This is a genomic window from Shewanella sp. HL-SH5 (genome assembly GCF_051163755.1).
Lineage (GTDB): Bacteria > Pseudomonadota > Gammaproteobacteria > Enterobacterales > Shewanellaceae > Shewanella > Shewanella glacialimarina.
Window position 1 is genome coordinate 3,054,311 of record NZ_CP195038.1, and the last position, 25,911, is coordinate 3,080,221.

Annotated in this window: 19 protein-coding genes, 1 tRNA gene and 1 pseudogene; 8 read left to right on the plus strand and 13 right to left on the minus strand. The window is 41.3% G+C overall.

The window, feature by feature from the left end; genetic code table 11:
* Positions 1–216 precede the first annotated feature (216 nt).
* Positions 217–483, plus strand: coding sequence for an Lpp/OprI family alanine-zipper lipoprotein (locus ACRWQM_RS13360; protein ID WP_124017059.1), 267 nt, complete (start codon positions 217–219; stop codon positions 481–483).
* A 430-nt stretch (positions 484–913) separates the two neighbouring features.
* Here ACRWQM_RS13360 and ACRWQM_RS13365 read toward each other — a convergent pair whose 3' ends face one another.
* The 4 genes and pseudogenes from ACRWQM_RS13365 to folB form a co-directional block, all read right to left on the minus strand.
* A complete protein-coding gene (locus ACRWQM_RS13365; RefSeq protein WP_434928534.1) occupies positions 914–1,756 on the minus strand; it encodes a putative RNA methyltransferase in 843 nt (280 codons plus the stop codon).
* 93 nt (positions 1,757–1,849) lie between these two features.
* A complete protein-coding gene (locus ACRWQM_RS13370; RefSeq protein ID WP_226410748.1) occupies positions 1,850–2,650 on the minus strand; it encodes an undecaprenyl-diphosphate phosphatase in 801 nt (266 codons plus the stop codon).
* A 121-nt stretch (positions 2,651–2,771) separates the two neighbouring features.
* A complete protein-coding gene (folK, locus tag ACRWQM_RS13375; RefSeq protein ID WP_434928533.1) occupies positions 2,772–3,284 on the minus strand; it encodes a 2-amino-4-hydroxy-6-hydroxymethyldihydropteridine diphosphokinase in 513 nt (170 codons plus the stop codon).
* Positions 3,285–3,335: 51 nt separating this feature from the next.
* Positions 3,336–3,688, minus strand: a pseudogene (folB, locus tag ACRWQM_RS13380) (dihydroneopterin aldolase).
* Positions 3,689–3,930: 242 nt separating this feature from the next.
* On the opposite strand from folB, the gene plsY reads away from it, so the two are divergent.
* The gene (gene plsY, locus ACRWQM_RS13385; protein ID WP_226410751.1) at positions 3,931–4,542 is read left to right on the plus strand and encodes a glycerol-3-phosphate 1-O-acyltransferase PlsY; all 612 of its coding nucleotides are present in this window, start codon (positions 3,931–3,933) and stop codon (positions 4,540–4,542) included.
* 58 nt (positions 4,543–4,600) lie between these two features.
* Here the strand turns inward: plsY and tsaD are convergent, their stop codons facing one another.
* Positions 4,601–5,614, minus strand: a complete 1,014-nt coding sequence (gene tsaD, locus ACRWQM_RS13390; RefSeq protein WP_434928532.1) for a tRNA (adenosine(37)-N6)-threonylcarbamoyltransferase complex transferase subunit TsaD — start codon at positions 5,612–5,614, stop codon at positions 4,601–4,603.
* Between the two features lie 311 nt (positions 5,615–5,925).
* On the opposite strand from tsaD, the gene rpsU reads away from it, so the two are divergent.
* The 6 genes from rpsU (at position 5,926) to ACRWQM_RS13420 (ending at position 14,329) form a co-directional block, all read left to right on the plus strand.
* Positions 5,926–6,141, plus strand: a complete 216-nt coding sequence (gene rpsU, locus ACRWQM_RS13395; protein ID WP_006080725.1) for a 30S ribosomal protein S21 — start codon at positions 5,926–5,928, stop codon at positions 6,139–6,141.
* Between the two features lie 7 nt (positions 6,142–6,148).
* Complete coding sequence (locus ACRWQM_RS13400; protein ID WP_226410753.1) at positions 6,149–6,592, plus strand: GatB/YqeY domain-containing protein; 444 nt, start codon at positions 6,149–6,151, stop codon at positions 6,590–6,592.
* A 91-nt stretch (positions 6,593–6,683) separates the two neighbouring features.
* On the plus strand, positions 6,684–8,411 hold the full coding sequence (gene dnaG, locus ACRWQM_RS13405; protein ID WP_434928531.1) for a DNA primase: 1,728 nt from the start codon (positions 6,684–6,686) through the stop codon (positions 8,409–8,411).
* 147 nt (positions 8,412–8,558) lie between these two features.
* Positions 8,559–10,397, plus strand: a complete 1,839-nt coding sequence (rpoD, locus tag ACRWQM_RS13410; RefSeq protein WP_434928530.1) for an RNA polymerase sigma factor RpoD — start codon at positions 8,559–8,561, stop codon at positions 10,395–10,397.
* Between the two features lie 184 nt (positions 10,398–10,581).
* Positions 10,582–10,658: transfer RNA gene (locus tag ACRWQM_RS13415), tRNA-Ile, on the plus strand.
* A 782-nt stretch (positions 10,659–11,440) separates the two neighbouring features.
* Complete coding sequence (locus ACRWQM_RS13420; protein WP_434930298.1) at positions 11,441–14,329, plus strand: bifunctional diguanylate cyclase/phosphodiesterase; 2,889 nt, start codon at positions 11,441–11,443, stop codon at positions 14,327–14,329.
* Between the two features lie 99 nt (positions 14,330–14,428).
* On the opposite strand, the gene ACRWQM_RS13425 is transcribed toward ACRWQM_RS13420, so the two are convergent.
* The 8 genes from ACRWQM_RS13425 to gabD all read right to left on the minus strand — a co-directional run bounded on the left by ACRWQM_RS13425 (position 14,429) and on the right by gabD (position 25,882).
* Positions 14,429–15,151: a DUF599 domain-containing protein gene (locus ACRWQM_RS13425; RefSeq protein WP_434928528.1), complete on the minus strand. Its 723-nt coding sequence runs from the start codon at positions 15,149–15,151 to the stop codon at positions 14,429–14,431.
* Positions 15,152–15,311: 160 nt separating this feature from the next.
* Complete coding sequence (locus tag ACRWQM_RS13430) at positions 15,312–15,974, minus strand: RluA family pseudouridine synthase (protein WP_434930299.1); 663 nt, start codon at positions 15,972–15,974, stop codon at positions 15,312–15,314.
* Between the two features lie 543 nt (positions 15,975–16,517).
* Complete coding sequence (locus ACRWQM_RS13435; protein WP_434930300.1) at positions 16,518–17,324, minus strand: transporter; 807 nt, start codon at positions 17,322–17,324, stop codon at positions 16,518–16,520.
* Between the two features lie 105 nt (positions 17,325–17,429).
* The gene (locus ACRWQM_RS13440; RefSeq protein ID WP_434930301.1) at positions 17,430–18,875 is read right to left on the minus strand and encodes a DUF1254 domain-containing protein; all 1,446 of its coding nucleotides are present in this window, start codon (positions 18,873–18,875) and stop codon (positions 17,430–17,432) included.
* Between the two features lie 109 nt (positions 18,876–18,984).
* Positions 18,985–20,169 carry a DUF1254 domain-containing protein gene (locus ACRWQM_RS13445; RefSeq protein WP_434930302.1) on the minus strand — a complete coding sequence of 395 codons (1,185 nt, stop codon included), beginning with the start codon at positions 20,167–20,169 and terminating at the stop codon, positions 18,985–18,987.
* Between the two features lie 671 nt (positions 20,170–20,840).
* A complete protein-coding gene (locus ACRWQM_RS13450) occupies positions 20,841–22,958 on the minus strand; it encodes a methyl-accepting chemotaxis protein (protein WP_434930303.1) in 2,118 nt (705 codons plus the stop codon).
* 186 nt (positions 22,959–23,144) lie between these two features.
* Positions 23,145–24,422, minus strand: coding sequence for a 4-aminobutyrate--2-oxoglutarate transaminase (gene gabT, locus ACRWQM_RS13455; protein WP_434930304.1), 1,278 nt, complete (start codon positions 24,420–24,422; stop codon positions 23,145–23,147).
* Positions 24,423–24,433: 11 nt separating this feature from the next.
* Positions 24,434–25,882 carry an NADP-dependent succinate-semialdehyde dehydrogenase gene (gene gabD / locus ACRWQM_RS13460; RefSeq protein WP_434930305.1) on the minus strand — a complete coding sequence of 483 codons (1,449 nt, stop codon included), beginning with the start codon at positions 25,880–25,882 and terminating at the stop codon, positions 24,434–24,436.
* Positions 25,883–25,911 lie beyond the last annotated feature (29 nt).

The following is a 25,911-nucleotide window of genomic DNA, read 5'->3' on the forward strand; positions in this document are numbered from 1 at the left end:
AACATTTTTAGGACATTTCACTATTGACATCGATAATGTGCACGAAAATACCTAATAAACACCTAAATACTTGCATTTTTCATTTATTTAGCTACTTTAGAGGAACATTTTTCTTTTTGCCTATAGCATAAAATAAAATGTGTGACATAATTACGCCGCTGCAAAGGCATAGGCTTTTGCGCCCAAACTACAACCTATATTTTAAAGGATTTACCCATGAACAAGAAAGTACTGATGATTGCTGGTGTTGCTATGACTGCTTTACTAGGTGGCTGTGCTAACACTACTGCTTTAGAAGAAAGCGTTGCAAACTTAGGTAACAAAGTTGATCAACTATCTGCAGAAGTTGGTTCTTTAAAGTCTGAGCAAAGCAAATTATCTGCTGATGTTAAAGGCGCTAAAGCTGCATCTATGGACGCTCAAGCTGAAGCTAAACGTGCTAATGACCGTTTAGACAACATGGCTTCTTCTTACAAAAAGTAAGAATTGCTATACAGAATTAGCTTATATACATAGGTTGATTATTAGGGCTTGAATGTAGTTCAACTGTTATACAGTTTGAACCAACTTCAAGCCTTAATTGTTTCTGCGGTTTAGAAGGACTTAGATTTTAGAAGGATTCAGACTTTAGAAGATTTAGGTTTTAGAACACTTAGGCTTTAGAAAACTTAGATATTATAAGGTATAGATTTAGGCGAAATTGTCAGCTCATACTAAACAAGGCCCTATCAGCAATAGTAGTTTTACCTATTTAACTCTCTCCCTATTTTCTCTTACGTCATTTGTAACACAATATCCATTAACACCAAGCCTCACTTAACAGCGAACTAGCAGAACAGTGTTTACTTTTTATCAAGAGCAAAACACTTAGAAAAAGTCCCGTTACAGCCAGCCCGTAAACATGATTAGCACCCTAGATCTTTTTTAGCACTATTACTTCAAACTCACATTTTAAGCCACTGATTGGTGATGACTTAATTTGGTGGCGAATTTCATCATTAGCCCGCCAAGCAAACAACGAGCTATCTAATAAATTAACCGCTTGATCACCTGTAACATCAATTTCAAAAGAGACTTGTTGCAGCGACTCAATGAGCAAACGTTTAGGGATATTAAGTTGTGATGGCTTCTCGACTAAATCTGGATAAACATGTTGTTTAATTTGCCATAAATGCTGGTTACTGGGCTGTACTAACACTATACGACCCGCATCTTTTAACACCCGAAGGCATTCTTGCCCTTTGATAGGTGCATCAAATAAGGTCACCACGTCCATACTTTGATTGGTAAATGGCAGCACCTTGGTAGAGCAGAAAATCAAGCTTGCTGGCGTGTTACCTTTTGACGCTGCAAATAACGCATTCTCGGCGTCTGACACGCCCCAAACTGACATAGGTTGGGTTATCCCATGTGTCATTAAATATTGATGTATTTGCGTTAAATAAAACCCATCACCGCACTGATAATCAAGCCAATTGAACCCATTTTCAGCAGTTGCTGTTAATGCCAACATCTGTTGTTGCAACGCATCGACTAAGGGCTGAAAAACCCCACTTTGTAATAAGAATTGACGCGCGCGCATTTGTTGGCGTGAAATCGATGATTGCGGTGTTTTCGCCTTCACTTTAACTAAAGGGTAGTAGCCCTGCTCAAGGCGGTCGAAATGATGTTTAGCTTCGCAATAAAAGCCTTTAGAAGCTTCATGTTGATGCAATGGTTGAGAACAGGTCGGGCAAACTAAAGGTAGGGTCATCATATTTTAAATAAACTTTTAATGGGGAAGATAAAAACTAGCAATAAAAAACGGGTAAATTTACCCGTTTAGTTCATTATTCACTAACATAATCGACTAAAGGTACAATAGACCAAGCAGTATGCTACCTAATATTAGTCGGTAAATCACAAAAGGGGTCATACCTATTTGACTAATATACTTTAAAAAATAGTGAATACAGACATAAGCTGCAGCAAATGATACCACTAAGCCTAAAGTTAGTGCTTGATAGTCAATTGGTAGCGGGCTTTGGGCAAGATCTTTAATGACTAAAATAGCTGCGCCGCAGCTAACCGGTATCGACATTAAAAATGAAAAACGCGCCGCGGCTTCACGGGTCAGCCCTAGCATTAGCGCCGCTGTCATCGTCGCACCAGAGCGAGATGTACCAGGTATTAATGCCATCGCTTGCGCAATACCAATTAATAGCGCTTTTTTCCAACCCATCTGAAATTCATTTAATTGCGCCTTTGACATGCGATCAGCAACCCATAACAACAGCCCAAAAAAGATGGTCGTTATCGCAATAACGAGCGTATTGCGTAAGTGTGTTTCAATAAAATCTTTTGCTAAAAAACCCACTATGACCGCAGGTATTGTGGCTAACACAATCCACCAGGATAATTTACTTTCCTGGGTTTGAGTCTTTGTCACCAAACTCTTGGTCCACGCCTGTGTAAGCGACACAATTTCAAGACGAAAGTAAATAATTACAGCAAAGAGTGAACCTGTGTTAACCGCCACATCAAAAGAGAGACCTTGATCTTCCCATCCAAATAATTGGGCAGGAAGAATTAAATGTCCCGAACTTGATATAGGTAAAAACTCAGTTAACCCTTGAATTAAAGCTAAAAATATAACTTGTAGCGATTCCATACTTGTCCTTGTTTAGATTACATTTTTTAATTTTGCTAATATTTACATACGCTTAAAAACTTTACATACACTTAAATCACGGCAGTAATTGAATAGCCATCATGTGCACATAGACTCAGGCTTAAGCAATTTTATGGTGTAACTGGGCTGGGAAAACAAAATTAACAGGCCATAACTGTTGTTGCTGTTTGTCATACTGCTGCCAAAGCGTTTCATACGAAAGACCCACAGTAGGATGTAAAACATTAGGTGCTAACTCCGCCAACGGCCAAAGTACAAAAGCATTAAATAAAATTTCACCACGGGGTAACTCAACGGGCTGAACAGTCACTTTGTCGTCATAGAGTAACAAATCAATGTCTAAACTACGCGGGCTAAACTTTTTCTCACTGCGAATACGACCATTGGTTTGCTCAATCATCTTAAACACAGCCACAACCTCTGCAATAGACATATCAGTGTCAGCACTGGCTACCATATTTAAAAAGTTAGTCCCTTTAAAACCCACAGACTCACTTTCATAAACTCGTGATAAAGATAGTTGGCCAAAATGCTGTTGCAAATCTAACAGACCAGCTTTAAGGTGTTGTTCAGGTTCAATATTTGTTCCTAAACTGATATAAATCTTCGCCATTAAGTTTATTCGTCCACGCTATGTTAAAAAGTGACTCGTCATGAGCTAAAATTAAATGCTGCCACGCTCAATAACAACACCAACAGAATCGGCATGTTGCACTGCGCCAGGCTTCATAACCACAACCTTGACCCAAGGTACGTTAAATTCACTCAGTAAACACTGGGCAATCATCTCCGCAACGGTTTCAATTAACTCAATAGGTTTTTCAATGATCAGCGCAGTTAAATGATTTGAAACGGTTTCATAACACAAGGCGTGTTGATAATTGTCACTGGCCGCAGCTAAACGATTGTCCCAAGCCATATCTAAATCAATCAATAGGGTTTGATGGATCTTTTTTCCCATTCATAAATCCCTATCACAGTATCAATTTTTAACTGCCTAATAAGCACTTTATCCATCTGAAGCTCCATAAAATAGCCTTAAGAGACCTTGTTCAAAATTAATTCCAGATAAACAGTGATATTCTCACCATCTGGTCTTTTGCCAGCACGCTTAAAGCAGTAGGATAAGCAAATACAAAAACAAAGGTAACGAATTTAATTCATACCAAGGAACCGTTTTTGATTTTTGCAAAATTATTTGCAACAGCGCATTAAAAAATTATGCGCGATAATACCCTAAGACGAGTAAGGAAACCAATTTGAACACCATAGCTTTGACCATTTTGATGATAATAATCGCTTATTTAGCAGGTTCTATCTCGAGTGCGATACTGGTTTGTAAAATGAGAGGTTTACCTGATCCAAGAGAGCAAGGTTCTGGCAACCCTGGCGCTACAAATGTGTTACGCATTGGTGGGGCAAGTTCTGCAATATTAGTGTTATTTTTCGATATGCTTAAAGGCGCTATCCCATCTTATTTAAGTTACCTAATGGGATTAGATGCAGCCTCTCTAGGCTTTATTGCCGTAGCAGCATGCTTAGGTCATATCTACCCTATCTTTTTTCAATTTAAAGGCGGTAAAGGTGTTGCTACAGCCTTTGGTGCAATGGCCCCCATTGGTCATGATCTTGCTCTGTGTTTAGTCGCGACATGGATAGTATTGGTTATTATTACCCGTTATTCATCTGTATCGGCCATGGCAGCTGCTTTACTGGCACCGGTTTACACTTGGCTATTAGACGAGCGTTTTGTACTTCCTGTGGCAATGTTATCAACACTGATATTAATTCGACATAAAGATAATATTGAGCGTTTACGTATTGGTGAAGAAAGTAAGCTCACCCGTAAAAGAAGCAATAAAAAAGCTTAACGGTTTAAAACACGCTAAGCTTTTCTGATAACATAAACAATACAAGATTACCCGTAGATTACACCGCAGGTAAGGTATCAAGCGGCCAACGAGGCACACCTTTAACCGCTAAATCTTCAATTTGGCCGGCCTTTAAGCGCTGCATACCGGCATAGGCAATCATGGCACCATTATCAGTACAAAACTCGCCACGAGGATAATATACCTTTCCGCCCATATCCTGCATCATTTTTGCTAATGACTCCCTTAGGCGCGTATTAGCGCTCACACCGCCAGCAATGACTAATCGTTGATAACCGGTCAATTTTAATGCACGTTTACATTTAATAGCCAGCGTATCAACCACAGCCTCTTCAAATGCTCTAGCGATATTGGCATGTGTTTGTTCATCACTTGGCTCAGCAGCAATGGTATTAGCCGCAAAAGTTTTTAGGCCAGAAAAACTGAAATCAAGCCCGGGGCGATCGGTCATTGGACGTGGGAAACGATAACCCACATCGAGCCCTTTAGCGGCTAATTTAGCTAAACGCGGCCCACCTGGGTAATCCAAACCTAATAACTTTGCCGTTTTATCAAATGCTTCACCAGCTGCATCATCAACAGACTCACCCAACACTTGGTATTGGCCAATTCCTTCAACCTGCACCAGCATTGAATGTCCCCCCGACACCAGCAAAGCCACAAACGGAAACTCGGGAGCATCATCCTCTAGCATAGGAGCAAGTAAATGCCCTTCCATATGATGGACACCAACCGCGGGTTTATCCCAGGCATAAGCCAGCGAACGCCCAACACAAGCACCCACTAACAAAGCACCAATTAGGCCTGGTCCTTTAGTAAAAGCAACCCCATCAATATCATTAACAGACGAGTTAGCTTCAGCTAAAGCTTGCTTAATTAACGGAACGATTTTACGCACATGGTCACGAGACGCCAATTCGGGGACAACGCCACCATAGTCTGCATGAAGCTTTACTTGGCTATACAATACGTGAGAAAGTAATCCTTGCTGATCATCATAAATCGCGATGCCAGTCTCATCACATGATGTTTCAATACCAATAATGCGCATAATGTCTCGTTTTCAATAAATAAGGCGGCCAATTCTAGCGCTTGAAGCGATTTTTCTCCAGATAAAATCTGTATCGTCTTTAGTGGTATACGCGCCGATCATTTTTGATCGCCGATCTAATCACAAAAACAACCAGTTATTGTCATTAGGCCCGATGATGTGCAGACAATCAGAACAAGGGGTTTACAAAGACCCTTGCCTCGGTGTAAAATTCCGCACCATTTTAATTAGCCTTTGGCTATTTAAAAGTTTAAGTTAAAAAACTAAAACATTTAATATCCAACTCAACTACACCTAAGGGGTGATGGCGTATGCCAATTATTAAAGTACGTGAAAACGAACCATTCGACGTAGCTCTACGTCGTTTCAAGCGCTCTTGTGAAAAAGCTGGTATCTTAGCGGATGTGCGTGCTCGTGAATTCTACGAGAAGCCAACTACTGCTCGTAAGCGTGCAAAAGCTGCTGCAGTTAAACGTCTAGCTAAAAAGCTTTCTCGCGAAAACGCACGTCGCGTACGTTTATATTAATCTCATTATGAGCCTAATCGATCAGCTAAAAGAGCAGATGAAAGATGCTATGCGTGCCAAAGAAAAGGTGCGTTTAGGTACTATTCGTATGGCACTCGCTGCCATCAAACAAGTTGAAGTGGATACCCGCGAAACCTTGAATGATGAACAGGTGATAGCTATCTTAACCAAAATGGTCAAGCAACGTCGTGATTCAATGTCTCAATATGAAGCAGCGAATCGCCCAGAGCTTGCACAAGTAGAAGCGGATGAAATTCAAGTAATTGAAACTTTCTTACCCACACCATTAACTGAAACGGAAATTGCGGCGATTATCGACGCAACTATCGTAAAAGTAGGTGCTACTAACATGGCGGATATGGGCAAAGTAATGGGAGCATTAAAATCTGAAGTTCAAGGCCGTGCTGATATGAGTGCCATCGGTGCTTTAATCCGTACAAAATTGAAGTAAATCAGGCGTTAATGTTGAATAAGCCGTGCACCTGCACGGCTTGTTTGTTTACATCAATTGATAAAGTGACTTCGAGAATATATAGCAATCAATGGCGATCCCCCGTGATTTTATCAATGAACTTATTGCTCGCACAGATATTGTCGATCTGATCGATCGAAAAGTACCATTGAAAAAAGCTGGTAAAAACCATTCAGCTTGTTGTCCTTTTCATAGTGAGAAATCACCGTCTTTTACTGTCAGCAGAGATAAACAGTTTTACCATTGTTTTGGTTGCGGTGCCCATGGCAATGCAATTGATTTTATAATGGAATATGATCGCTTAGAATTTGTTGATGCTATTGAAGAACTAGCGGGTCAACTCGGATTAGATGTTCCACAGGAAAATGGCAATGCAAAACGCCAGGATCATGGACTCAGTCGAGATTTATATCAGTTAATGGAAGAAGCAAGCTTGTTCTACCAAAGCCAACTGAGACAGCATCAAGACAAACAAAAAGTATTAGACTACCTTGATTTTAGAGGGCTTTCTGAAGATGTTATTAAACACTTCGGCATTGGCTTTGCCCCTGACGGCTGGGACGGATTATTAAGCCGCTACCGTCAAAATCAGACATCACTGGATAAACTACTTACTGCTGGCATGTTAATAGAAAATGACAGCGGTAAACGATATGACCGTTTTCGCGACAGGTTAATGTTCCCCATTCGCGATAGACGTGGCCGAGTTATCGGCTTTGGTGGAAGAGTTTTAGGTGAAGGTACCCCTAAATACTTGAATTCTCCAGAAACGCCCATATTTCATAAGGGTAATGAACTTTACGGTTTATACGAATTAAAGCAACGACACCGCGATCCACAGCAAATATTAATTGTTGAAGGTTACATGGACGTAGTGGCACTAGCACAATTTGAAGTTGATTATGCCGTCGCCTCACTCGGCACCTCAACCACAGCTGAACAATTTCAGCTTTTGGTCCGTAGTGCTAAAGAGGTCATATGCTGCTATGACGGTGATAGAGCTGGTCGCGAAGCGGCATGGCGAGCATTAGAAACGGCGTTACCATTATTGAAACCGGGCGATTTGGTAAAATTTATGTTTTTACCACAAGGTGAAGACCCTGACACCATGGTGCGAAAAATAGGTAAAGACGCATTTGAAGCTTTAATGCAACAAGCCATGCAGTTACCTGACTTTTTATTTGAAACATTAAGTCATGCACACGGCACAGATAAAGGCGCCTTGGCTAAACAAGCCCTAGCGTTGATTGAAAAAGTGCAAGACAGCGTATTACAAAATTTATTGCTGGAAAGTTTATCCCATAAACTGGGCATGAACAGCAGCGATGACTTAAAGAAAAAATTAGGCTTTGCGGTAAAAAAACCGCAGCCGCTTAATGCAAAAGGGTTACAAGGTCGCGGTACACCTCTGAGGTTAGCCATCGCTTTGTTAATACAAAAACCCAGTTTAGGTTTTGGACTAGCACCACAGCCTGCATTAAATAAAATTCAAATGGCTGGCATTGAATTGCTTAACCATTTGCTTGAAATAACTCGAACTCAGCAATTTAATAGCGCACAACTACTTGAAATACATAGAGAGCATCAGCATAAGAGCACTCTGATTAAGTTGGCCCAATGGGATCATCAAGTGGCGGATGAAAATGTGCTGACCGAGTTTAAACAAACCCTGATATGGTTGACTAACCAATATATAGAACAACGCTATCAGGAACTTAGTCTAAAACAAACTTTAACAAAAGCTGAGAAAGTACAGCTAAGTAAGCTGATTTCAATAATGAAAGGTGTTGAGAAGTAACCCTAAAGTAAACAAACTTTAGCGGTTAAAACCACGCCATGGACTAGCTAAGATGAGTCCACGCAGCTATAATTGACGATTTGCGCGACACTAAGCTAGGCTAAGTGTCCCGTCGTTATTTCAGTTCCCCAAACTTGGATGATATCTATGGATCACACTCCGCAGTCGCAACTTAAACTGTTGCTCGCTAAAGGTAAAGAGCAAGGTTATTTAACCTATGCAGAAGTGAACGACCACTTACCTGCAGACATGGTCGATTCCGATCAGATTGAAGATATTATCCAGATGATAAATGACATGGGTATTCGAGTGTTTGAAGAAGCACCGGACGCCGATGACATGATGATGTCGGAAGACAACACAGACGAAGATGCAGCGGAAGAAGCCGCGGCCGCTTTAGCCACAGTTGAAAGTGAATTAGGCCGTACAACCGACCCTGTGCGCATGTACATGCGCGAAATGGGTACAGTTGAGCTTTTAACTCGCGAAGGCGAAATTGTAATTGCAAAGCGTATTGAAGAAGGTATTAATACCGTTCAATGCTCTGTAAGTGAATACCCACAAGCTATTGCAATGATCTTAGAGCAATTCGACCAGTATGAAGCTGACGAAATTCGCTTGTCTGATATTATCTCTGGATTTGTAAACCCTGACGATGACGATGTCGCCCCTACCGCCACTAACATTGGTTCTGAAGTCCCTGATAGTGATGATGACGATGATGACGATGATGACGATAGCGACGACGATGAAGATGAAGAAGAAGGTCCAAAAGGCCCGGACCCTGAAGAAGCTAAAGAAAAATTCACTCAATTACGCGAAGCTTATGAAAAAAGCCTAGCTATTATTGCTGAAAAAGGGCGTGATCACCCTGAAGCTATTGGTTCACTCTTTGTCATCGGTGAGCTATTTAAAGAATTCCGCCTAGTACCTAAGCAGTTTGATCGCTTAGTAAAAAGCATGCGCACCATGATGGATCGCGTACGTATTCAAGAACGTCTAATTCTTAAACTTGTTGTTGAACAAGCTAAGATGCCGAAAAAGAACTTTGTTAAGGCCTTCACAGGTAAAGAAACCAATCTTGATTGGTTTATCAAAGAAGTCGGCAGCAGCAAGCCATACGCAGAAGGTTTACGTATGGTAGAAGATGATGTTAATCGTTGTGTTCATAAACTTGACGTCATTGAAAAAGAAACAGACTTAACTATTGCTGGTATTAAAGATATTAACCGTCGTATGTCAATCGGTGAAGCGAAAGCCCGCCGAGCGAAAAAAGAAATGGTTGAGGCTAACTTACGTCTGGTTATCTCTATTGCTAAAAAGTATACCAACCGTGGTTTACAATTCTTGGACTTGATCCAAGAAGGTAATATCGGCTTGATGAAAGCGGTTGATAAATTTGAATATCGTCGTGGTTATAAGTTCTCAACTTATGCAACCTGGTGGATCCGTCAGGCGATTACTCGTTCAATTGCTGACCAAGCGCGTACTATTCGTATTCCAGTACACATGATTGAAACGATCAACAAGCTAAACCGTATTTCACGTCAAATGCTTCAAGAAATGGGCCGCGAGCCGTCTCCTGAAGAATTAGCTGAACGTATGATGATGCCTGAAGATAAGATCCGTAAGGTACTGAAAATCGCTAAAGAGCCAATCTCAATGGAAACCCCAATCGGTGACGATGAAGATTCGCATTTAGGTGATTTTATCGAGGATACTACCCTCGAATTACCTTTAGACTCTGCGACTAGCGAAAGTCTGAAAAACGCAACCCACGAAGTGTTAGCTGGCTTAACAGCCCGTGAAGCAAAAGTACTGCGTATGCGTTTTGGTATCGACATGAATACCGACCACACGTTAGAAGAAGTGGGCAAGCAGTTTGATGTAACGCGTGAGCGTATTCGTCAAATTGAAGCGAAAGCGTTACGTAAATTACGCCACCCTTCTCGCTCAGAAATCTTAAAGTCATTCCTAGACGAGTAATTGTCAGAAATAATTTAGAAAAAACCTGCTTCGGCAGGTTTTTTTATCTGTCAAATCAGTCATATTGATTAACAGATAACCAATTAGAACAAGATATTATAATTCAATGCAGATCACGGGTGACAAGCAAGAATAAACTTCGTATAATTCCCCCCGCTTTCGATAGTGACGACTATCTTAAGTCGGCCCCTTAGCTCAGTTGGTTAGAGCATACGACTCATAATCGTCAGGTCCCCAGTTCGAGTCTGGGAGGGGCCACCAATTCAGATAAGACCCATGAAGAAATTCATGGGTCTTTTTCGTTTAAGGGCCGGTCCATATCCGGTAATACTACTAGCTGATTAATCTCAGCGAAGTATTAGCAAGAATTAACCCACAAAATTGCCATATGAATTATAGTCAGGACATTACTACTCATGCCCATCTATAAAATCATATAAAACCAGCTAGTTAATCATCAAGCATGAGCTAGAGTGAGTCAGTCTGACATACTCAAAATAATGTTCGCCTGGTATCTATAATTTTCAGCTAAAGGCCTTATCAGAGATAATCAGAATGTAATATGATGTCCTTGTCGTCGAAACTAGCCTAGATTAAAAGACACACAGAAACGTGACAAAAACAGCAAAATAATTATTCCTATCTGATCGAGCTCTTGATGATAATTTGATCGACACTCACTTAGATCTTGCAACCGATACCAAGCATCAAAGGCAACTCAAAGTTGCTTTAATACCTGTTAAATCCAATGTCTCAATATGTCCACCTCATTAGATGAAACAATAACCAGGTCAATTGTTCCCTCCTTAAGTATCACTATAGTGTTCAGCAATAATCGATCTAGTTTGACCATTTAGCCTGAGAACCGGCTTGTTGCTTTCCTATTGTGAGGGTCTATCGAGCGAAAAGGTTATTGCACAATTTAAAAGGCAAAAAACCACCTTATTGGATCTTAATTAGCGATTAAGAGTATGATTTAACGATAAATAAATACTATTATTTAATTGTTAATTATTGAAACTAGATCCTATACTGGTTGAATGATGAAAATACATACGAATTATCAACGACCAATAAAGTCTGCCTTGTGGGTAGTGCTTTGCTTTGCCCTTATTCTGGTAATCAATTGGTTATTAGCCCCTATTCCATTATTGGCAACTATTGCCAATTACATACCACTACACACTTTTTTGGAATTATTGTCGATCATAGTCTCTGCAATGATTTTTGGTATTTTTTGGGCCAATATACCTAACAAAAAAAACAGTCGAAATCATCTTATTCTGGCTTGCTCCTTCCTCGGTGTTGCAGTTCTGGATTTATTACATGTACTCTCTTTTCCTGGAATGCCAGACCTCATTACCCCAAGTAGTCCAGAGAAAACGATAAACTTTTGGTTAATGGCCCGCTACCTATCGGCCTTGAGTTTAATTGTAGTTTCCGTGTTGTCTTGGCGTACCCTTGCCACACGAATCATGCACTGGATAATATTGACTATTGTTTTGCTATTGCTCAGCATACTCATCACCATTGGCCTAATTTATCCTTCATTGCTCCCAAGTACCTTTGTTGAAGGTCAAGGGTTAACCTCATTTAAAATTATCAGCGAATATTTTTCAGCCGCTGTTTACTTACTTGTTTCAATTAAACTTTTTTATTCAATGCGTAAGCAACAGTCCTATGATGTAGTAAATTTATTTATAGCCGTCTGCTTAATGTCAATGAGCCAAATTTACTTTACGCTATATGCCGAAATGAACGACAGCAATGCTTTGTTAGGGCATATCTATAAAGTTCTTGCCTATGGCATGGTTTATAAAAGCTTCTTCATCAGTAACATAGTAAAGCCTTATGAAGAGCTGTCTAAATCGCGTAATTTACTCAGTACCATAATTGAAGCCATTCCAATGAGTATCTGTTGGAAAGACTCTCAATCACGTTATTTAGGCTGTAACACGCAATTTGCGATAAATGCTGGAGTGAAAAGCGCTGATGAAATAATAGATAAATTTGACAGTGAACTGGCCTGGGGCGAACAAGCGGCTATATACCAATTAAATGATCAACAGGTCATAAGCTCTGGCGTGCCAAAATTGAGCTACGAAGAAAGTTATATCAGTCCTACCGGTGAGTTTTTTTGGATAAATAAGTCTAAAGCACCCATTCACGATAAAAATAATGCTGTTATCGGCATGGTAGGTATCTATGAAGATATTACAGCTAGGCGCATCTCACAGGAAAAGCTTCAACTAGCAGCCAGCGTCTTTACATACGCCAAAGAGTCAATCTCCATCACAGATACCGATGGACTTATTCTTGACGTCAATAAGGCTTTTACACGGATGACGGGCTATAGCCGTGAAGAAGCAATAGGTCAAAACTCTCGCATTCTTCACTCTGGTCGGCAATCTGCCAGTTTTTATACTGATATGTGGAAAGCAATATTAAATGAAGGTTACTGGTCAGGAGAACTTTGGAACAAACGTAAAAATGGTGAAGTCTATATTGAAAGTAAAACAATTAGTGCCGTGCGTGATAAAGACGATAATACGACCCATTATCTTGCTTTAGGTAACGACATTACCCCAATGAAACAATATCAAGACCAATTGGAACATATTGCCCACTATGATTTACTAACTGACTTACCGAACCGGGTATTACTGGCAGATCGCTTAGGTCAAGCTATGTTGCATTGTAAGCGTGATGGGAAGTCACTTGCGGTAGTATTTCTTGATTTAGATGGTTTTAAAGCCGTCAATGATGCCTATGGGCATGATGTGGGTGATGAGTTACTCATTGCACTATCTTTGCGGATGAAAGATGCATTACGCGAAAGTGATAGCTTAGCCCGCATTGGTGGGGATGAATTTGTAGCTGTATTAACAGATTTAGCGATAGTTGAAGATTGCAAGCCAGTATTAGATCGACTGTTATTAGCGGCCTCTGAGCCTGCCACGATTGGTGATATTATTTTCAATGTCTCAGCCAGTATCGGCGTCACCCTATACCCACAAGATAATACTGATGCTGATTTACTAATGCGTCATGCTGATCATGCCATGTACGCGGCTAAAGAGTCAGGGCGTAATCGCTACCATTTCTTTGATACAGCCCAAGATGATGCGATTAAATTGCAAAAAATAAACCTTGATGCTATTCGTTACGCCTTAGATAATCATCAATTTATACTTTATTATCAGCCTAAAGTGAATATGAAAACTGGTACTGTGATTGGCGTTGAGGCACTTATTCGCTGGCGTCATCCTGAACGAGGATTATTAAGCCCAATTGAGTTCTTACCCGCCATAGAAAATAATCCTATGAGTATCGAAATGGGCGAATGGGTTATAGATAGTGCATTAACACAAATAGGCCAATGGCAAAAAATGAACCTTAATCTCACTGTTAGCACCAGTGTAAACATTGCTGCGGTTCAATTACAGCAAAAAGACTTCACCCAGAGACTCGCTGCGCTATTAGCTGGCCACCCAGATGTTGAGCCCCGTTATTTAGAGCTAGAAGTGCTGGAAACGAGCGCCCTAGATGATGTTAATCATGTATCCTCAACCATGCAAGCGTGTATAGCACTAGGGGTAAATTTTGCCCTAGATGATTTTGGAACAGGCTATTCATCCCTCACTTATCTTAGACGATTACCCGCAAAATTAATTAAGATCGACCAAAGCTTTATACGGGACATGTTACACAATGCGGATGATTTGGCTATTGTGGAAGGGGTGATAACCTTAGCTAAATCGTTCAAACGTGAAGTCATTGCAGAAGGAGTTGAATCGATAGAACATGGTACTGCCCTGTTGAAGCTAGGTTGTGATTTAGCCCAAGGTTATGGTATTGCACGGCCTATGCCTGCTGAAGATATTCCTGCATGGATAAATGAATGGAAACCTGATAATGCTTGGAAGATTTAATCTTAAACTCAATTTAATACCTGTTTAATTACCATCAATAGAATATAAAAAGCCCATTTGAAATGGGCTTTTGTGTGTTAAAAGGGTTATCACTTAGCTTTATTCATTCATTCTATATGCAGGGTCTTTTTCTAAATGTGCTTGAGCAAGGGTAATAGCTTGAACCGCGCGGGAATTAAACTCACGTTGATAAAGGGTATAAACCACAAATAAATTAGCAAAAATAAACGCTAACGGATGCAGGAACCAACACAAAGCCGCCATAGCGAAATAGTAAGACCGTAGGCCGTAGTTGTACGAATGGGCTGCTTGATCTTGTACCACTGCCATTTGCCTTGCATAACCGAGCATGTTGATATCAGTCCCCGTTTTATCCAATGGTGCAGCGCCAATCATTACGTTAACAAAACCATACTGGCGCATCGACCAGGTAAACTGGAAAAATGCCAACACGAAAATACCCGCAAGTAAGGCAAGCTTAACTTGCACCAAAGCATGATTAGGCGAAACAGAAAAAGGAATAGAACCAATTACCATTTCAAGCTTTTCAACTTGCGAAAATAGCGTTAATACACCGGCAAGAATAAGCAATGTCGTCGAAGCAAAAAAGGCTATGTTGCGCTCCAGGTTAGCTAATAACGATGCTTCCCCCACCCGAATCTCCTTTGCAATCACTTGCGTCATCCAATGAATACGCTGTTGATGCATCACTCTGGCGATACAATTGGCGGTTTTAGCTTTATGTTTTGAAAATCGAGTGTAACCAATCCAGCTAATCAAAAAAGTGAATAACGCTAAATAATCTAGCGGCGAACCAATCATATACTTTCCCTATGCAACTCAGAATCAAACATTTTTTATTTGAGCGTTTATTATGCACCAGTTTTATTTCTGCTTGAATAATTATTTAGTACCAAGATGCAATAGAAACCCTCTTGAATCAGTAATAAAACGGGAGTTGAGTTCAATTAAAGCAAAAGGGTTAAAAAGGGCTAATACATTGAGTATTCATTCGCTCGCCACTGACTGGGTGGATGAAAGAAAGCGAGGTAGCATGTAACATTAGCCTACTAGCCAAAGATTGTGATTGACCAATAGGGTAGAGATCGCAGCCAATAATTGGATGCCCTATTTGCTGACTGTGTATGCGCAGTTGATGGGTTCGACCTGTTATTGGTGTAAAAGTCACTTTTGTCACTTGCTGACCACCAGTTATGTGTTCAGAGTCAATAACTTGATAGTGACTATGAGCCGCTTTTCCACTTACATGGCAAATTTTCATTAATGGAAAATCATCTTTGGCGATCGGCAGCTTAATATCCCCTTGATGACTCGGCATCTCTCCCAATAATAACGCTGTATAGGTTTTATCGACTAAACCGTTTTGAAATTGCTGAGTTAACAGTCCATTAATCTGTTTATTTAATGCCACCAGCATGATACCTGAGGTACCAAAATCCAAACGATGCACCAAAGTACAACCTGGATAGTCTTTCACTAAACGATAGTGAACCGAGTCGATATTAAGCGGATTTTTACCAGACAAACTTAATAAACCTGAAGGTTTATTAATTAATAATAGGTGTTCATCTTGAAACAGTATTTCAATGTTATCAAGACAAGGTGGGGCAATGAATTCAGTCATAACAAGCAAAGCATGAGGCAAAAAAGGAGCATAAACAAATGCTGACCATAAGGCTAATTTAATTATCATGATAGCAATTAAATTAGGATTGTCTCCACAGCCCAAAGAGGTACTTTAGGCGTCAGTTAACTCATTTGGAAACAGAAATGGCTAGGCGACAAGGTGTTAACACTCTGTACTCATATTTTGCTCACTATAGTGACAAGATAAGCGTCAATAGAAGCAGAAAAGCATAGTGGGTTAAGTGTGTAGCAAAGTCGAGTTTAACCAACGGCTCTTGTTACGCTTGAGCTTTTTTGATGGACCTTATGGCTCGAACTACAACAAATAAGCAGATGAATTAAAAACTATTTGAATAAAAATATCGACACAGAATAGTACAGTCCGAGCATAGTTCACTATGGTTTTTTGGCAAAATAACATTTAAGTATTTGTGCAATGCACTGCTTGCTGGGCTTGGCAAGTGCCGAGCCCAGATTAAATGATATGCTTTATGCTATAGGAATAGGCTTTTTTACGGCTTAAAAATATACATTTTATATACTACTTTGGAAATAGCAGCGTTAATTGTAGGCGAAACCCTAAGTCATGCGGGCCGTTATCTGGCGTCGCCGTCCAGTAACGAAAACCACCACCTACCTGTAATAGCTGATCGCCCACTTTAAATAACTGGTTGGCTGTCAAGTTCACCAGCGTGGTGGGCTCTTTAGCTTCCCAGTCATAGGTGTGCTCAATATTGAATCCGTAGGTCGTTTTGCTCTGCGTAATAAAACTAACAAAGGGATTCACATAGGTTGCATTTATATCACTACGGCTATCTTCTCCAGCAAAGGAGGTTACATGGTTAGCCAACACCCCATAAGTCCAAGCTCCATCCTGCTTAAGTACCACACCAGTTGGCCCAGCGCCCCACTTTTCGCCGCCTAATGCAGCGTCAGACGCGGTATCTAACAGCAGTACCGGTCCAACACCCCAGATTAAACCACTGGCAGATGGCTGTTTGGGTGAGAAGAAAACGCTTTGCAATACATCGCCCAGACCGGATTCCCCCGCCCCTGCAACAGGAATATCGCTCTGTTTAATGACCGGCAAAATAGTACGAGAGATAAGATTCCAGTCTTCACTTATTGATACCGGGATCACAGGTTGAATGTTGATGCGCAACACTGAGCCCTGTTCATTGGCGCCAATATTTTCATCAAAATTGGCTTGGATCGGTACACTGATTAATGCCGCCACTGGATTGGCGAGTTTTTTAGCTAAATCATCAGCCTCATCGGCAAAAGCCGGTAAGCATAAAGTTTGCGTAACACTAAACGTAGCGAATGCAAAAATAGCTTTATTTTTCATTTTCATCACTTTACTTCTTCAGTTGTTGGCTGTAAGCCTAACGGTCCGGTTCAGTGGCGGGGCGTGAACCCCGTCCGCTGCAACTGCTTGCTAATCGCAATATACTTATTTTACCCTTTCTACATCTGATAACTTCCATGAACCGTCAAAGAGACCTTCGGTCGGATGATAAGCACGGAGCCAGACAAAGAACCCTTTTTTAGGCAGTGTTTCAATCCAGTTGCTTTCAAAACCTTTTGGCGCCTTGGGGGCAAAGTACAAGTCAACTGAACCGTCTGCATTGACCTTCAGTTTGTCATAAGATGAAACTGCCGGTTGGGTACTCTTGTTTTGAACCAGCGAGCGAGTTTCAGAATCGTACAACGTAATCGACCAAAAATCTTTGGCTGGTACATTCGCTGGAATAGTCAGCTTGTAGTTATTCGCACCATCCAACCAGTTGTGTTTACTGTCAACAAAGGTCTGGATGTATTGCGAACCAGGGCCTGGCCCACGCAAGGCCATCGCTGGCGTCATATATATTGCGCCATAGAACCAATGCAAACGCTCATCAATCTGTTCGTAGTTTTCACCGCGCTGATCAGGTTTGAGTAACACAGCCCACTTCCATGAACGGCCTTCCCAAACTTGAGCACCTTCAATACGAGGTGCAAACAGGGTGGCACGTGCCATAGCATCGCCAAGTTGTGCACCTTCCATCAAAATCTTTTTCTGTCTTGCATCTGGGTTGAAAGGTTTACCCTTTTCAATGCCGAGAAATTTCAATGATGCCATAAAGAAACGATCGCGTTCTTCAACAGGGTTGTCATTGATGAAGTTCGACAGACGTTGCCAATACTCAAGGCCAACATGTGGGAGCGTATCGATTTTTGCATCGGTTAGCGAGACGAAACTATTGGGCTTTGGATTTGCGCGTTCAGCATAAGGATAAACTTTTGTTTTTTTCATCGACGCTACTGCAGCAGCAACATCACCATTATCCACCAAACCACGAATCATGAAATTGTGGCTATTTTGGGTTGCCTTGATAACGATGTAACCTTCACTCGGAATTTCACCGGTATAAGCTGGCGGCACAAAAAAATATTTCGCACCCTTGCCTTTGTCCGGTCCAGCCAAACCAATATCGGTCAATGACCGTTGCCAGTAGTCATCAACCATCCCTACGAAGCGTGCGTTGGGTACATCAATAACAACAGGACCATCCTTTAGCGTGAAGTTGGACTGCGCGTAAATGGTGGTGGTATTAGCGGTAAGAAACAGGCTGTTGGAATTGGCATAATCATCGGCGATGATCATATCGCCGTAATTGAGACCTTCCGCTTTAGAACCCTCATACATAGACTGGAAGGACACAGCAGGGAATGACCACATATAAGCCTGTGTTGCTCGCTGCATGTCCATTTCGTCATAGAGGTTCTGAACTGATTTAGTGTTTGCAGGATAACCTTGATGAAAATCCTGTGCATAAACACTTGAAGCCATAATGGCTGCAAATAGCCCAGAAAATATCGTGGTGGCCAGCTTACTTTTTGTCTTTGTAGTTTTCATCGTCGTACCCTTTAGTATGCGTTGGGCTTGTAAATTTGCTTATTGCTGTTTAATAGATAACTCAAAAATAAAACAGGCCGCCTATCCTAGGCGGCCTGCATCAAATTGTTTATTTCTTACACAAATCGTTGTGTTTTAACAGGGTGTCTGCATCAACTGTTGGGTGGTAGTAACGGCTAACAAAGTAGTAAGGCTCACCCGCATTAACGTACATCCAGTAATGACCCACGGGTAAGTTTTTAGGCTCTTTAGGTGAGAACGTGATGGTGATGTTGCCATTGCCATCAGGCTTAGTGTTATAAGCGTTGAAGATGTCGTTGTGATCGGCAATCGTGTTGCGCGTCAAACCGCTATATCGGGTGACTGACCAGAATTCGCTCACTTCAGGTGTGTAGTTCATGGTGATGGTGAAGTCTTTATCGCCATTAAGTGGCGTGTTCTCACAATCAACAAAGCTAGCGCCGTACACAGCTATTTTGATTGGTAATCCAAGGTGCCCGATAATACCCGAAGCACGGACCTTTGGATCATTTGAACCATCAGGGTCGTCAATTGCCTCAAACATGCCTGCGCTACTTTTTACGGACGCAGAATAATCAGAGATATATTTGAACATTTTGGTATGTGTTTCAGCGTTATAGGTCAATTGGTCATCCATCACGCCCTTGTTCTGTGGGTATACATCATGCGTCGCCAAAGTCCACTTGATTGCATTGTCGTAGTCAACTTTACCAACAAGGCCGGTAAGTTTTATTTGATCTTGAATGGCGTGATTAGTTGGCAAATCGGCGGTATCAAACAATTGGGTGCGAATAAATAGGTGTGGGTAATGACCGCGATTTCTGATGACAGTGACATCAGCTGGGAATTCTGTTGTGTCTTTATAATGAGCAAACACAAATTTACCGGATGGACGCAACTTGTAGAATGTGGCGTAGTGTTCCTGATCATGAATTTCCATCGAGAAGTAACGCCCTTCAACAACTGGCATGTCTAAGTACACAGGGCCCTTAGTTGTATCGATAACTGCTTTGGTGTAAAGGTGGTCTAAGCTGGGCGTAACCACGGGGTCTGCGCCTTCAGTGGGCAATTGGCGAGTGTGCAACAAGGTGTTCGTGCCACCCGCTTGCATAGCGGTTGCTTTCAAGTATTCTGCATGGTGGTAAGCTTTGTAGGCGTGAAGTTGGCCAACAGATGGTTCAAACGCAGTTGGTTGGACAGCAAAAACATTGAATGCAAGCAACGCCGAAAATATCGTAGCGGTAAGTTTTCCCTTTATCTTTAAGGTTATCATAGTCTTGTACTTCCGTAGTTGTAGTTAAAATATTACTGTGTTCATTCTCAACGGGTATAAGGTGTTCATTAAACCAACCAATTGATATAAGTAGATGTTTTTTTTAAAAAAATTTATTTAAAAATAAATTAACTGACTTTGTTAAATTATTCAATTAAAACCTCTATTTTATTAACAATACCTTTCGCGATGAATTTTAGTAAGTATGACGACCTTTAAAACATTTGCTGAGGGAAATCCAGCCATGAATGACTCCGAATAGTATATTAACACCTGCTTTATCTTAACTTTTCAATGTCATGCACTAGGCAATACATTTATTATTGGCTTCTCATCTTTTCTTAGCCACCTAAAGTCAAACTATTCACATTTTTGTTGACTGAGGACATTTTCATCTTGACTCCATGAATAGGTTCACAGCGAGTCTTAAGTATTGATGTGTAAAAATCATCAGCAGGTAATAGATTATATTGAATTAATCATTGAGTGCTTTTAAGTATAAGAATAATTTAGATTTTTCTTAGAAAAAAAGCCTCAAAGCTAACAAGCTTTGGGGCTTAAACGAGTGACATATTCAGGCTGGTGTCATTTATAGAAAATCAGATATTTGCGCTCAATCTTCTATCCATAATGACAACATAAAACTTATAACCGACAATAGGTGTCATCGTTTACGTTTTCAATCGACCAAGTTCGGTGTGCTGTTGTTGTACTAACTCAGCAAGCGAATGACTGCTTTGCTGCGCTTGATCAGCAAGCTGTGATAATTCTGCTGCGGAATCAGATATGCCAGTAATATTGCGGCTCACTTCTTCTGTGACCATACTTTGCTCTTCTGCTGCAGTGGCAATATGGGTCACCTGGGACGACACCTCATTAATTTGAACCACTATGGCATTAAGCGATGATAATGCCATTTCAGTTTGCTCAACGGCTAACTGAGCGCCTTTAGCCCCCTTATCGATAATTTTTGAAGCGTTGACCACTTCTGATTGAAGTGCATCAATCAATTTAGTGATTTGATTGGTTGAATTTTGGGTTTTAGATGCTAATGCTCTGACCTCATCGGCTACAACGGCAAAACCTCGCCCTTGCTCACCCGCCCTTGCTGCCTCAATAGCCGCATTTAACGCCAGTAAATTAGTTTGATCTGCAATAGAGCTAATCACCTCTAAAATACCGCTAATGTTGCCACTGCTTTGAGAGACTAACTCTACGGCCTTTTGTGCTTGAGCAGATTCTATAGACATGTCATTTACATAACCCATGGCTTGAGTTAAGCGCTTCTCGCCTTCTTTGACATTTTTGGTCATCGACTCAGTTTCATGCGCAGTTTGTTCAGAGGCTTTGGCCACTTCTAATGCTGCGGCACTCATCTGGTTTACTGCCGTAACAACACTGTCAATTTCCGCATATTGGCGATTTACACTCTCACGGGTTAATTGAGCAATCTTGGCTGATTTTTGACTTTCTGATTGCGAACGATCGGCCAAACCTTTAAGACCAATAATCAAATCCCTCAATTTGGTAATAAATAAGTTAAAACCTTTGGCTAGTGCTATCAGCTCAGCATGAGAATCTACATGAAGTGATTGAGTTAAATCCCCTTCTGCACTGCCTAAATTCTCTACCCTTTGCTGGATCATATTCAGTGGTGAAATAATGCTGCGGATAACAATACTAATTACACCGATTGCGACTACTGACACAATTACGCCTAAAACTAACAATAAACTGCCTAATGAAGTCGCCATGTCATCCATGGCTGTATCCATTTTAGTGATAGCAGCAAAGGCTTGTTCTTTTGGCACTTCAATAACCAATGACCAGGTGGCATTGGCGAGTGGAATTAAAATGGGGAATGCCACTGCGATGATGTCATCATCACTATAAATTTTATTATTTTTATGAAGTTCCATTAATTCAGACGCTTTTTGAGGAGAGACTGATTCAGCAAAAGGCCGAGCCATTTTATTATAATGACTTGCTGCAACCACAAGTCCTCGCTCACTTAATAAGGTGACTTTTGCAGTACCCTGATAAAGGCTTTGAGACAATTTTTCAATAAGCTTTTGAAATATAGGTAAATTAACATCTACTCCAACCATACCTTTAAATTGATTATTCACTACAACAGGAACGGTAAGGGAAGTCATTAACGCATTATTACCTGGAGATATCTCATACAGGTAAGGCTCCATCAAACAAGGCTTTTTAGTATCTTTAACACACAGATACCATTCTGCTTCCCTGATCCCAAATTCATTTAATGTCGCGACATACTTTTCGGCAGCATCTTCAACTTGTTGATGTTCAACCGTGCCATCATCATTGCGAGTGTAATAAAGTTCTAAGCTACCATTGTCAGGAACGCTATGACTAAAGCCATTTAAATATTCACTATCACGTCCATCATAACCATTGGATTCAAATTGAGCATACATAGATGATATTTGAGCATTTTTGCGTAAATTAGCTATCAGCAAGTCTGCCAACTTTGAACGAGCAAGGGGATCCTGAACAGACGTATATTCAACCATTCCAGAAAAAGAATAAGGGATACGGTAAGCCTCATTTATAAACCCAGCAATTTGTTGACCATATTCAGCGGCCCTAGCGGATAGCTTTTGATTTATTTCTTGTTGTAACGTGGTATCCATCTCTTGCGCTAAAATTTTATTTTTGTCGCTTAATCCCCACCATAAGCTTAGTGATAATGTCAGCACGATAAGCAAAAACAACCCTGATGTGATCCAAAGTAATTTCGTTTTGACAGGCAATGCCTTCATATTGTTACTCCACTTTCTTATTATGTCTTTATAGGTATGTCAAAAATTTCACATACGACTTTAAGTTTAGTCGAGATTCTAATAATAGGACGAAAAAATAGTAAAAATGCCGATAAAAGCTAACAAAAAGCCCTATTTCTCAATAGGGCTCACTTTGTACTTAACGTATTGGGACGTTAATTATATTTAGCCATTAAAAACAACGTTAAAGACTTCATCCATAATCGCTAAACCCGCATCAACTTGTGCATCAGGCGCCGTTAAAGGCACTAATACTCGCAGGACATTTCCGTAGGTGCCGCAAGATAGTAAAATTAATCCGCGGTTACGCGCTTCCAATAGCACTTTGGGACAGTATTGTGGTGCGGGCTGACCATTTTCCATCAATTCAATGGCAATCATCGCACCTAAGCCACGCACTTCAGCAATTTGGTTGTACTTACTTTGCATAGTGGTTATTGAGGCTTTAATGTGTTTGCCTAAAGTGTTGGCTCGCTCAAGTAGCTTTTCTTGCTCAAATACTTCAATCACCGCCAAAGCTGCTGCACAAGCCAGTGGGCTGCCACCATAAGTACCGCCTAAGCCACCGGCAGTAATAGCGTCCATCACTTCAGCGCGGCCAGTGATACCAGATAGCGGGAAGCCACCCGCTATCGATTTAGCAAAAGTGGTAATGTCAGCAGCTACACCCATTTGCTCCATGGCAAAAAAGGTTCCGGTACGACCAGCACCAGTTTGCACTTCATCAGCAATAAGCATTATGCCGTGGGTATCGCACAATTCACGTAAACGCTTCATAAAGCTTGGCGTGGCGGCATAAAAGCCACCCTCACCTTGTACAGGCTCTAAAATAATGGCGGCAATGTCACTCGGCTCAGCATCATTTTTAAAAATACGCTCAATTGAAGCCATTGCGGCATCTTCAGACACACCATGTAACTCACACGGAAACTCAGCCCTAAACACGTTAGCAGACATCAGTCCCATGCCTTTGCTGTAAGGGGCTACTTTACCGGTCAATGCCAATGCCGCGATGGTACGGCCATGATAACCTGAGGTAAAAGCAATAACGCCTGCACGCTTTGTGTAAGCGCGGGCAACTTTAACCGCGTTTTCGACCGCTTCAGAGCCGCTAGTAAATAACGCTGTTTTTTTAGCAAAGTCACCTGGCACTAACTGATTTAATTTCTCACACACTTCTACGTAGCTTTCATACGCTAGCACCATAAAACAAGTATGGGAAAAATCATCTAACTGCGCTTGAACCGCTGCTTTTACTTTTGGGTGTAAGTGGCCAGTGTTAAGCACCGCAATACCGCCTGCAAAATCGATATATTCACGCCCTTCAACATCCCAAACGGTAGCATTTTCAGCGCGCTCTATGAAAAGCGGATGAATTTGACTTACGCCTTGCGCAACAGCTGCCTGGCGACGAGCCATTAATTGTTCATTTGTTTTATTCATTGCCTATACCCTTACAAAGACATACAGATATATTTCATTTCGAGGTATTCCTCGATGCCAAATTTTGACCCTTCACGGCCTAAACCTGAAGATTTTATTCCGCCAAATGGCGCAACTTCTGTCGAAATAAGTCCAGTATTAACACCAACCATGCCGTACTCTAGTGCTTCTGCCACTTTATAAACCAATGAAATATCACGGCCATAAAAATAGGCTGCTAAACCAAACTCAGTATCGTTGGCCTGATTAATTACATCGTCTACACTATCAAACTTGAAGATTGGCGCTAAAGGACCAAAGGTTTCTTCGCGGGCAACTAACATGGTTTTATTGACATCACGCACTATAGTGGGCTCAAAAAAGAAACCGCCTAATGCGTGGGGGTTGCCACCGGTAACCACACTGGCACCTTTTGCTAACGCATCATCTAAATGACTTTGCACTTTTGCTACAGCATTGGCATTAATCAGTGGTCCAATGGTGACACCTTGTTCAGTGCCATGACCTACTTTCAATTTGGCGACAGCATCGGCAAACTTTTGGATGAAAGTGTCATACACTCCCGCTTGCACATAGATACGGTTAGCACACACACAGGTTTGGCCAGCATTGCGATATTTAGCAATCATTGCACCTTCGACTGCGGCATCTATGTCGGCATCATCAAACACAATAAATGGCGCATTACCGCCTAATTCTAATGATAACTTTTTAAGCGTAGGCGCACATTGCGCCATAAGCTTGATGCCAACCCCAGTTGAACCTGTAAATGATAATTTTCGCACAATAGGGCTTTCACACAGGGTATTGCCAATTTCAATAGCATTGCCTGTCACCACACTAAATACCCCAGCAGGAATACCGGCCCGGCGGCTTAGTTCAGCTAATGCTAATGCCGTAAAGGGAGTTTGCTCCGCAGGTTTAACCACCATAGTACAACCAGCAGCTAATGCCGGTGCTGCCTTTCGGGTAATCATAGCAGCGGGGAAATTCCAAGGCGTAATTGCCGCAGTTACACCCACAGGTTGCTTGATAACTGTCAGTCTTTTATCAGCTTGATGGCCAGGAATAGTATCACCATAAATGCGCTTAGCTTCTTCAGCAAACCATTCAATAAATGACGCTGCATAAGTAACTTCGCCTTTTGCTTCGGCTAACGGCTTGCCCTGCTCGGTTGTCATCAGCAACGCAAGATCATCAGCGTTTTCAATTAATAACTCAAACCAACGACGCAATTTGCTGCTGCGCTCTTTAGCCGTTAGTGCACGCCAGGCAGGTAATGCTTTATTTGCCGCATCGATGGCAGCCGATGTCTCGGCCGCGCCCATTACAGGTACATGGCCGATAATGTCGTGATTGGCCGGGTTTGCTATCGCAATGGTATCACCAGAGTTTGCACTGACCCATTGGCCATCGATATAGCATTGCTGTTGTAATAAACTTGGGTCATTCAATACCATGATGATCTCCTTAATCTAAATACCAAAAC

What these genes read in the sequence shown, in the direction of transcription:
- ACRWQM_RS13360 (WP_124017059.1), top strand. Translation starts at nt 217, where the DNA reads ATGAACAAGAAAGTACTGATGATTGCTGGTGTTGCTATGACTGCTTTA.
- ACRWQM_RS13440 (WP_434930301.1), bottom strand. Translation starts at nt 18,875, where the DNA reads ATGAAAACTACAAAGACAAAAAGTAAGCTGGCCACCACGATATTTTCT.
- gabT (WP_434930304.1), bottom strand. Translation starts at nt 24,422, where the DNA reads ATGAATAAAACAAATGAACAATTAATGGCTCGTCGCCAGGCAGCTGTT.
- gabD (WP_434930305.1), bottom strand. Translation starts at nt 25,882, where the DNA reads ATGGTATTGAATGACCCAAGTTTATTACAACAGCAATGCTATATCGAT.
- dnaG (WP_434928531.1), top strand. Translation starts at nt 6,684, where the DNA reads ATGGCGATCCCCCGTGATTTTATCAATGAACTTATTGCTCGCACAGAT.
- ACRWQM_RS13430 (WP_434930299.1), bottom strand. Translation starts at nt 15,974, where the DNA reads ATGACTGAATTCATTGCCCCACCTTGTCTTGATAACATTGAAATACTG.
- folK (WP_434928533.1), bottom strand. Translation starts at nt 3,284, where the DNA reads ATGGCGAAGATTTATATCAGTTTAGGAACAAATATTGAACCTGAACAA.
- rpsU (WP_006080725.1), top strand. Translation starts at nt 5,926, where the DNA reads ATGCCAATTATTAAAGTACGTGAAAACGAACCATTCGACGTAGCTCTA.
- ACRWQM_RS13400 (WP_226410753.1), top strand. Translation starts at nt 6,149, where the DNA reads ATGAGCCTAATCGATCAGCTAAAAGAGCAGATGAAAGATGCTATGCGT.
- ACRWQM_RS13420 (WP_434930298.1), top strand. Translation starts at nt 11,441, where the DNA reads ATGAAAATACATACGAATTATCAACGACCAATAAAGTCTGCCTTGTGG.
- rpoD (WP_434928530.1), top strand. Translation starts at nt 8,559, where the DNA reads ATGGATCACACTCCGCAGTCGCAACTTAAACTGTTGCTCGCTAAAGGT.
- ACRWQM_RS13370 (WP_226410748.1), bottom strand. Translation starts at nt 2,650, where the DNA reads ATGGAATCGCTACAAGTTATATTTTTAGCTTTAATTCAAGGGTTAACT.
- ACRWQM_RS13435 (WP_434930300.1), bottom strand. Translation starts at nt 17,324, where the DNA reads ATGAAAAATAAAGCTATTTTTGCATTCGCTACGTTTAGTGTTACGCAA.
- ACRWQM_RS13450 (WP_434930303.1), bottom strand. Translation starts at nt 22,958, where the DNA reads ATGAAGGCATTGCCTGTCAAAACGAAATTACTTTGGATCACATCAGGG.
- ACRWQM_RS13425 (WP_434928528.1), bottom strand. Translation starts at nt 15,151, where the DNA reads ATGATTGGTTCGCCGCTAGATTATTTAGCGTTATTCACTTTTTTGATT.
- ACRWQM_RS13365 (WP_434928534.1), bottom strand. Translation starts at nt 1,756, where the DNA reads ATGATGACCCTACCTTTAGTTTGCCCGACCTGTTCTCAACCATTGCAT.
- tsaD (WP_434928532.1), bottom strand. Translation starts at nt 5,614, where the DNA reads ATGCGCATTATTGGTATTGAAACATCATGTGATGAGACTGGCATCGCG.
- ACRWQM_RS13445 (WP_434930302.1), bottom strand. Translation starts at nt 20,169, where the DNA reads ATGATAACCTTAAAGATAAAGGGAAAACTTACCGCTACGATATTTTCG.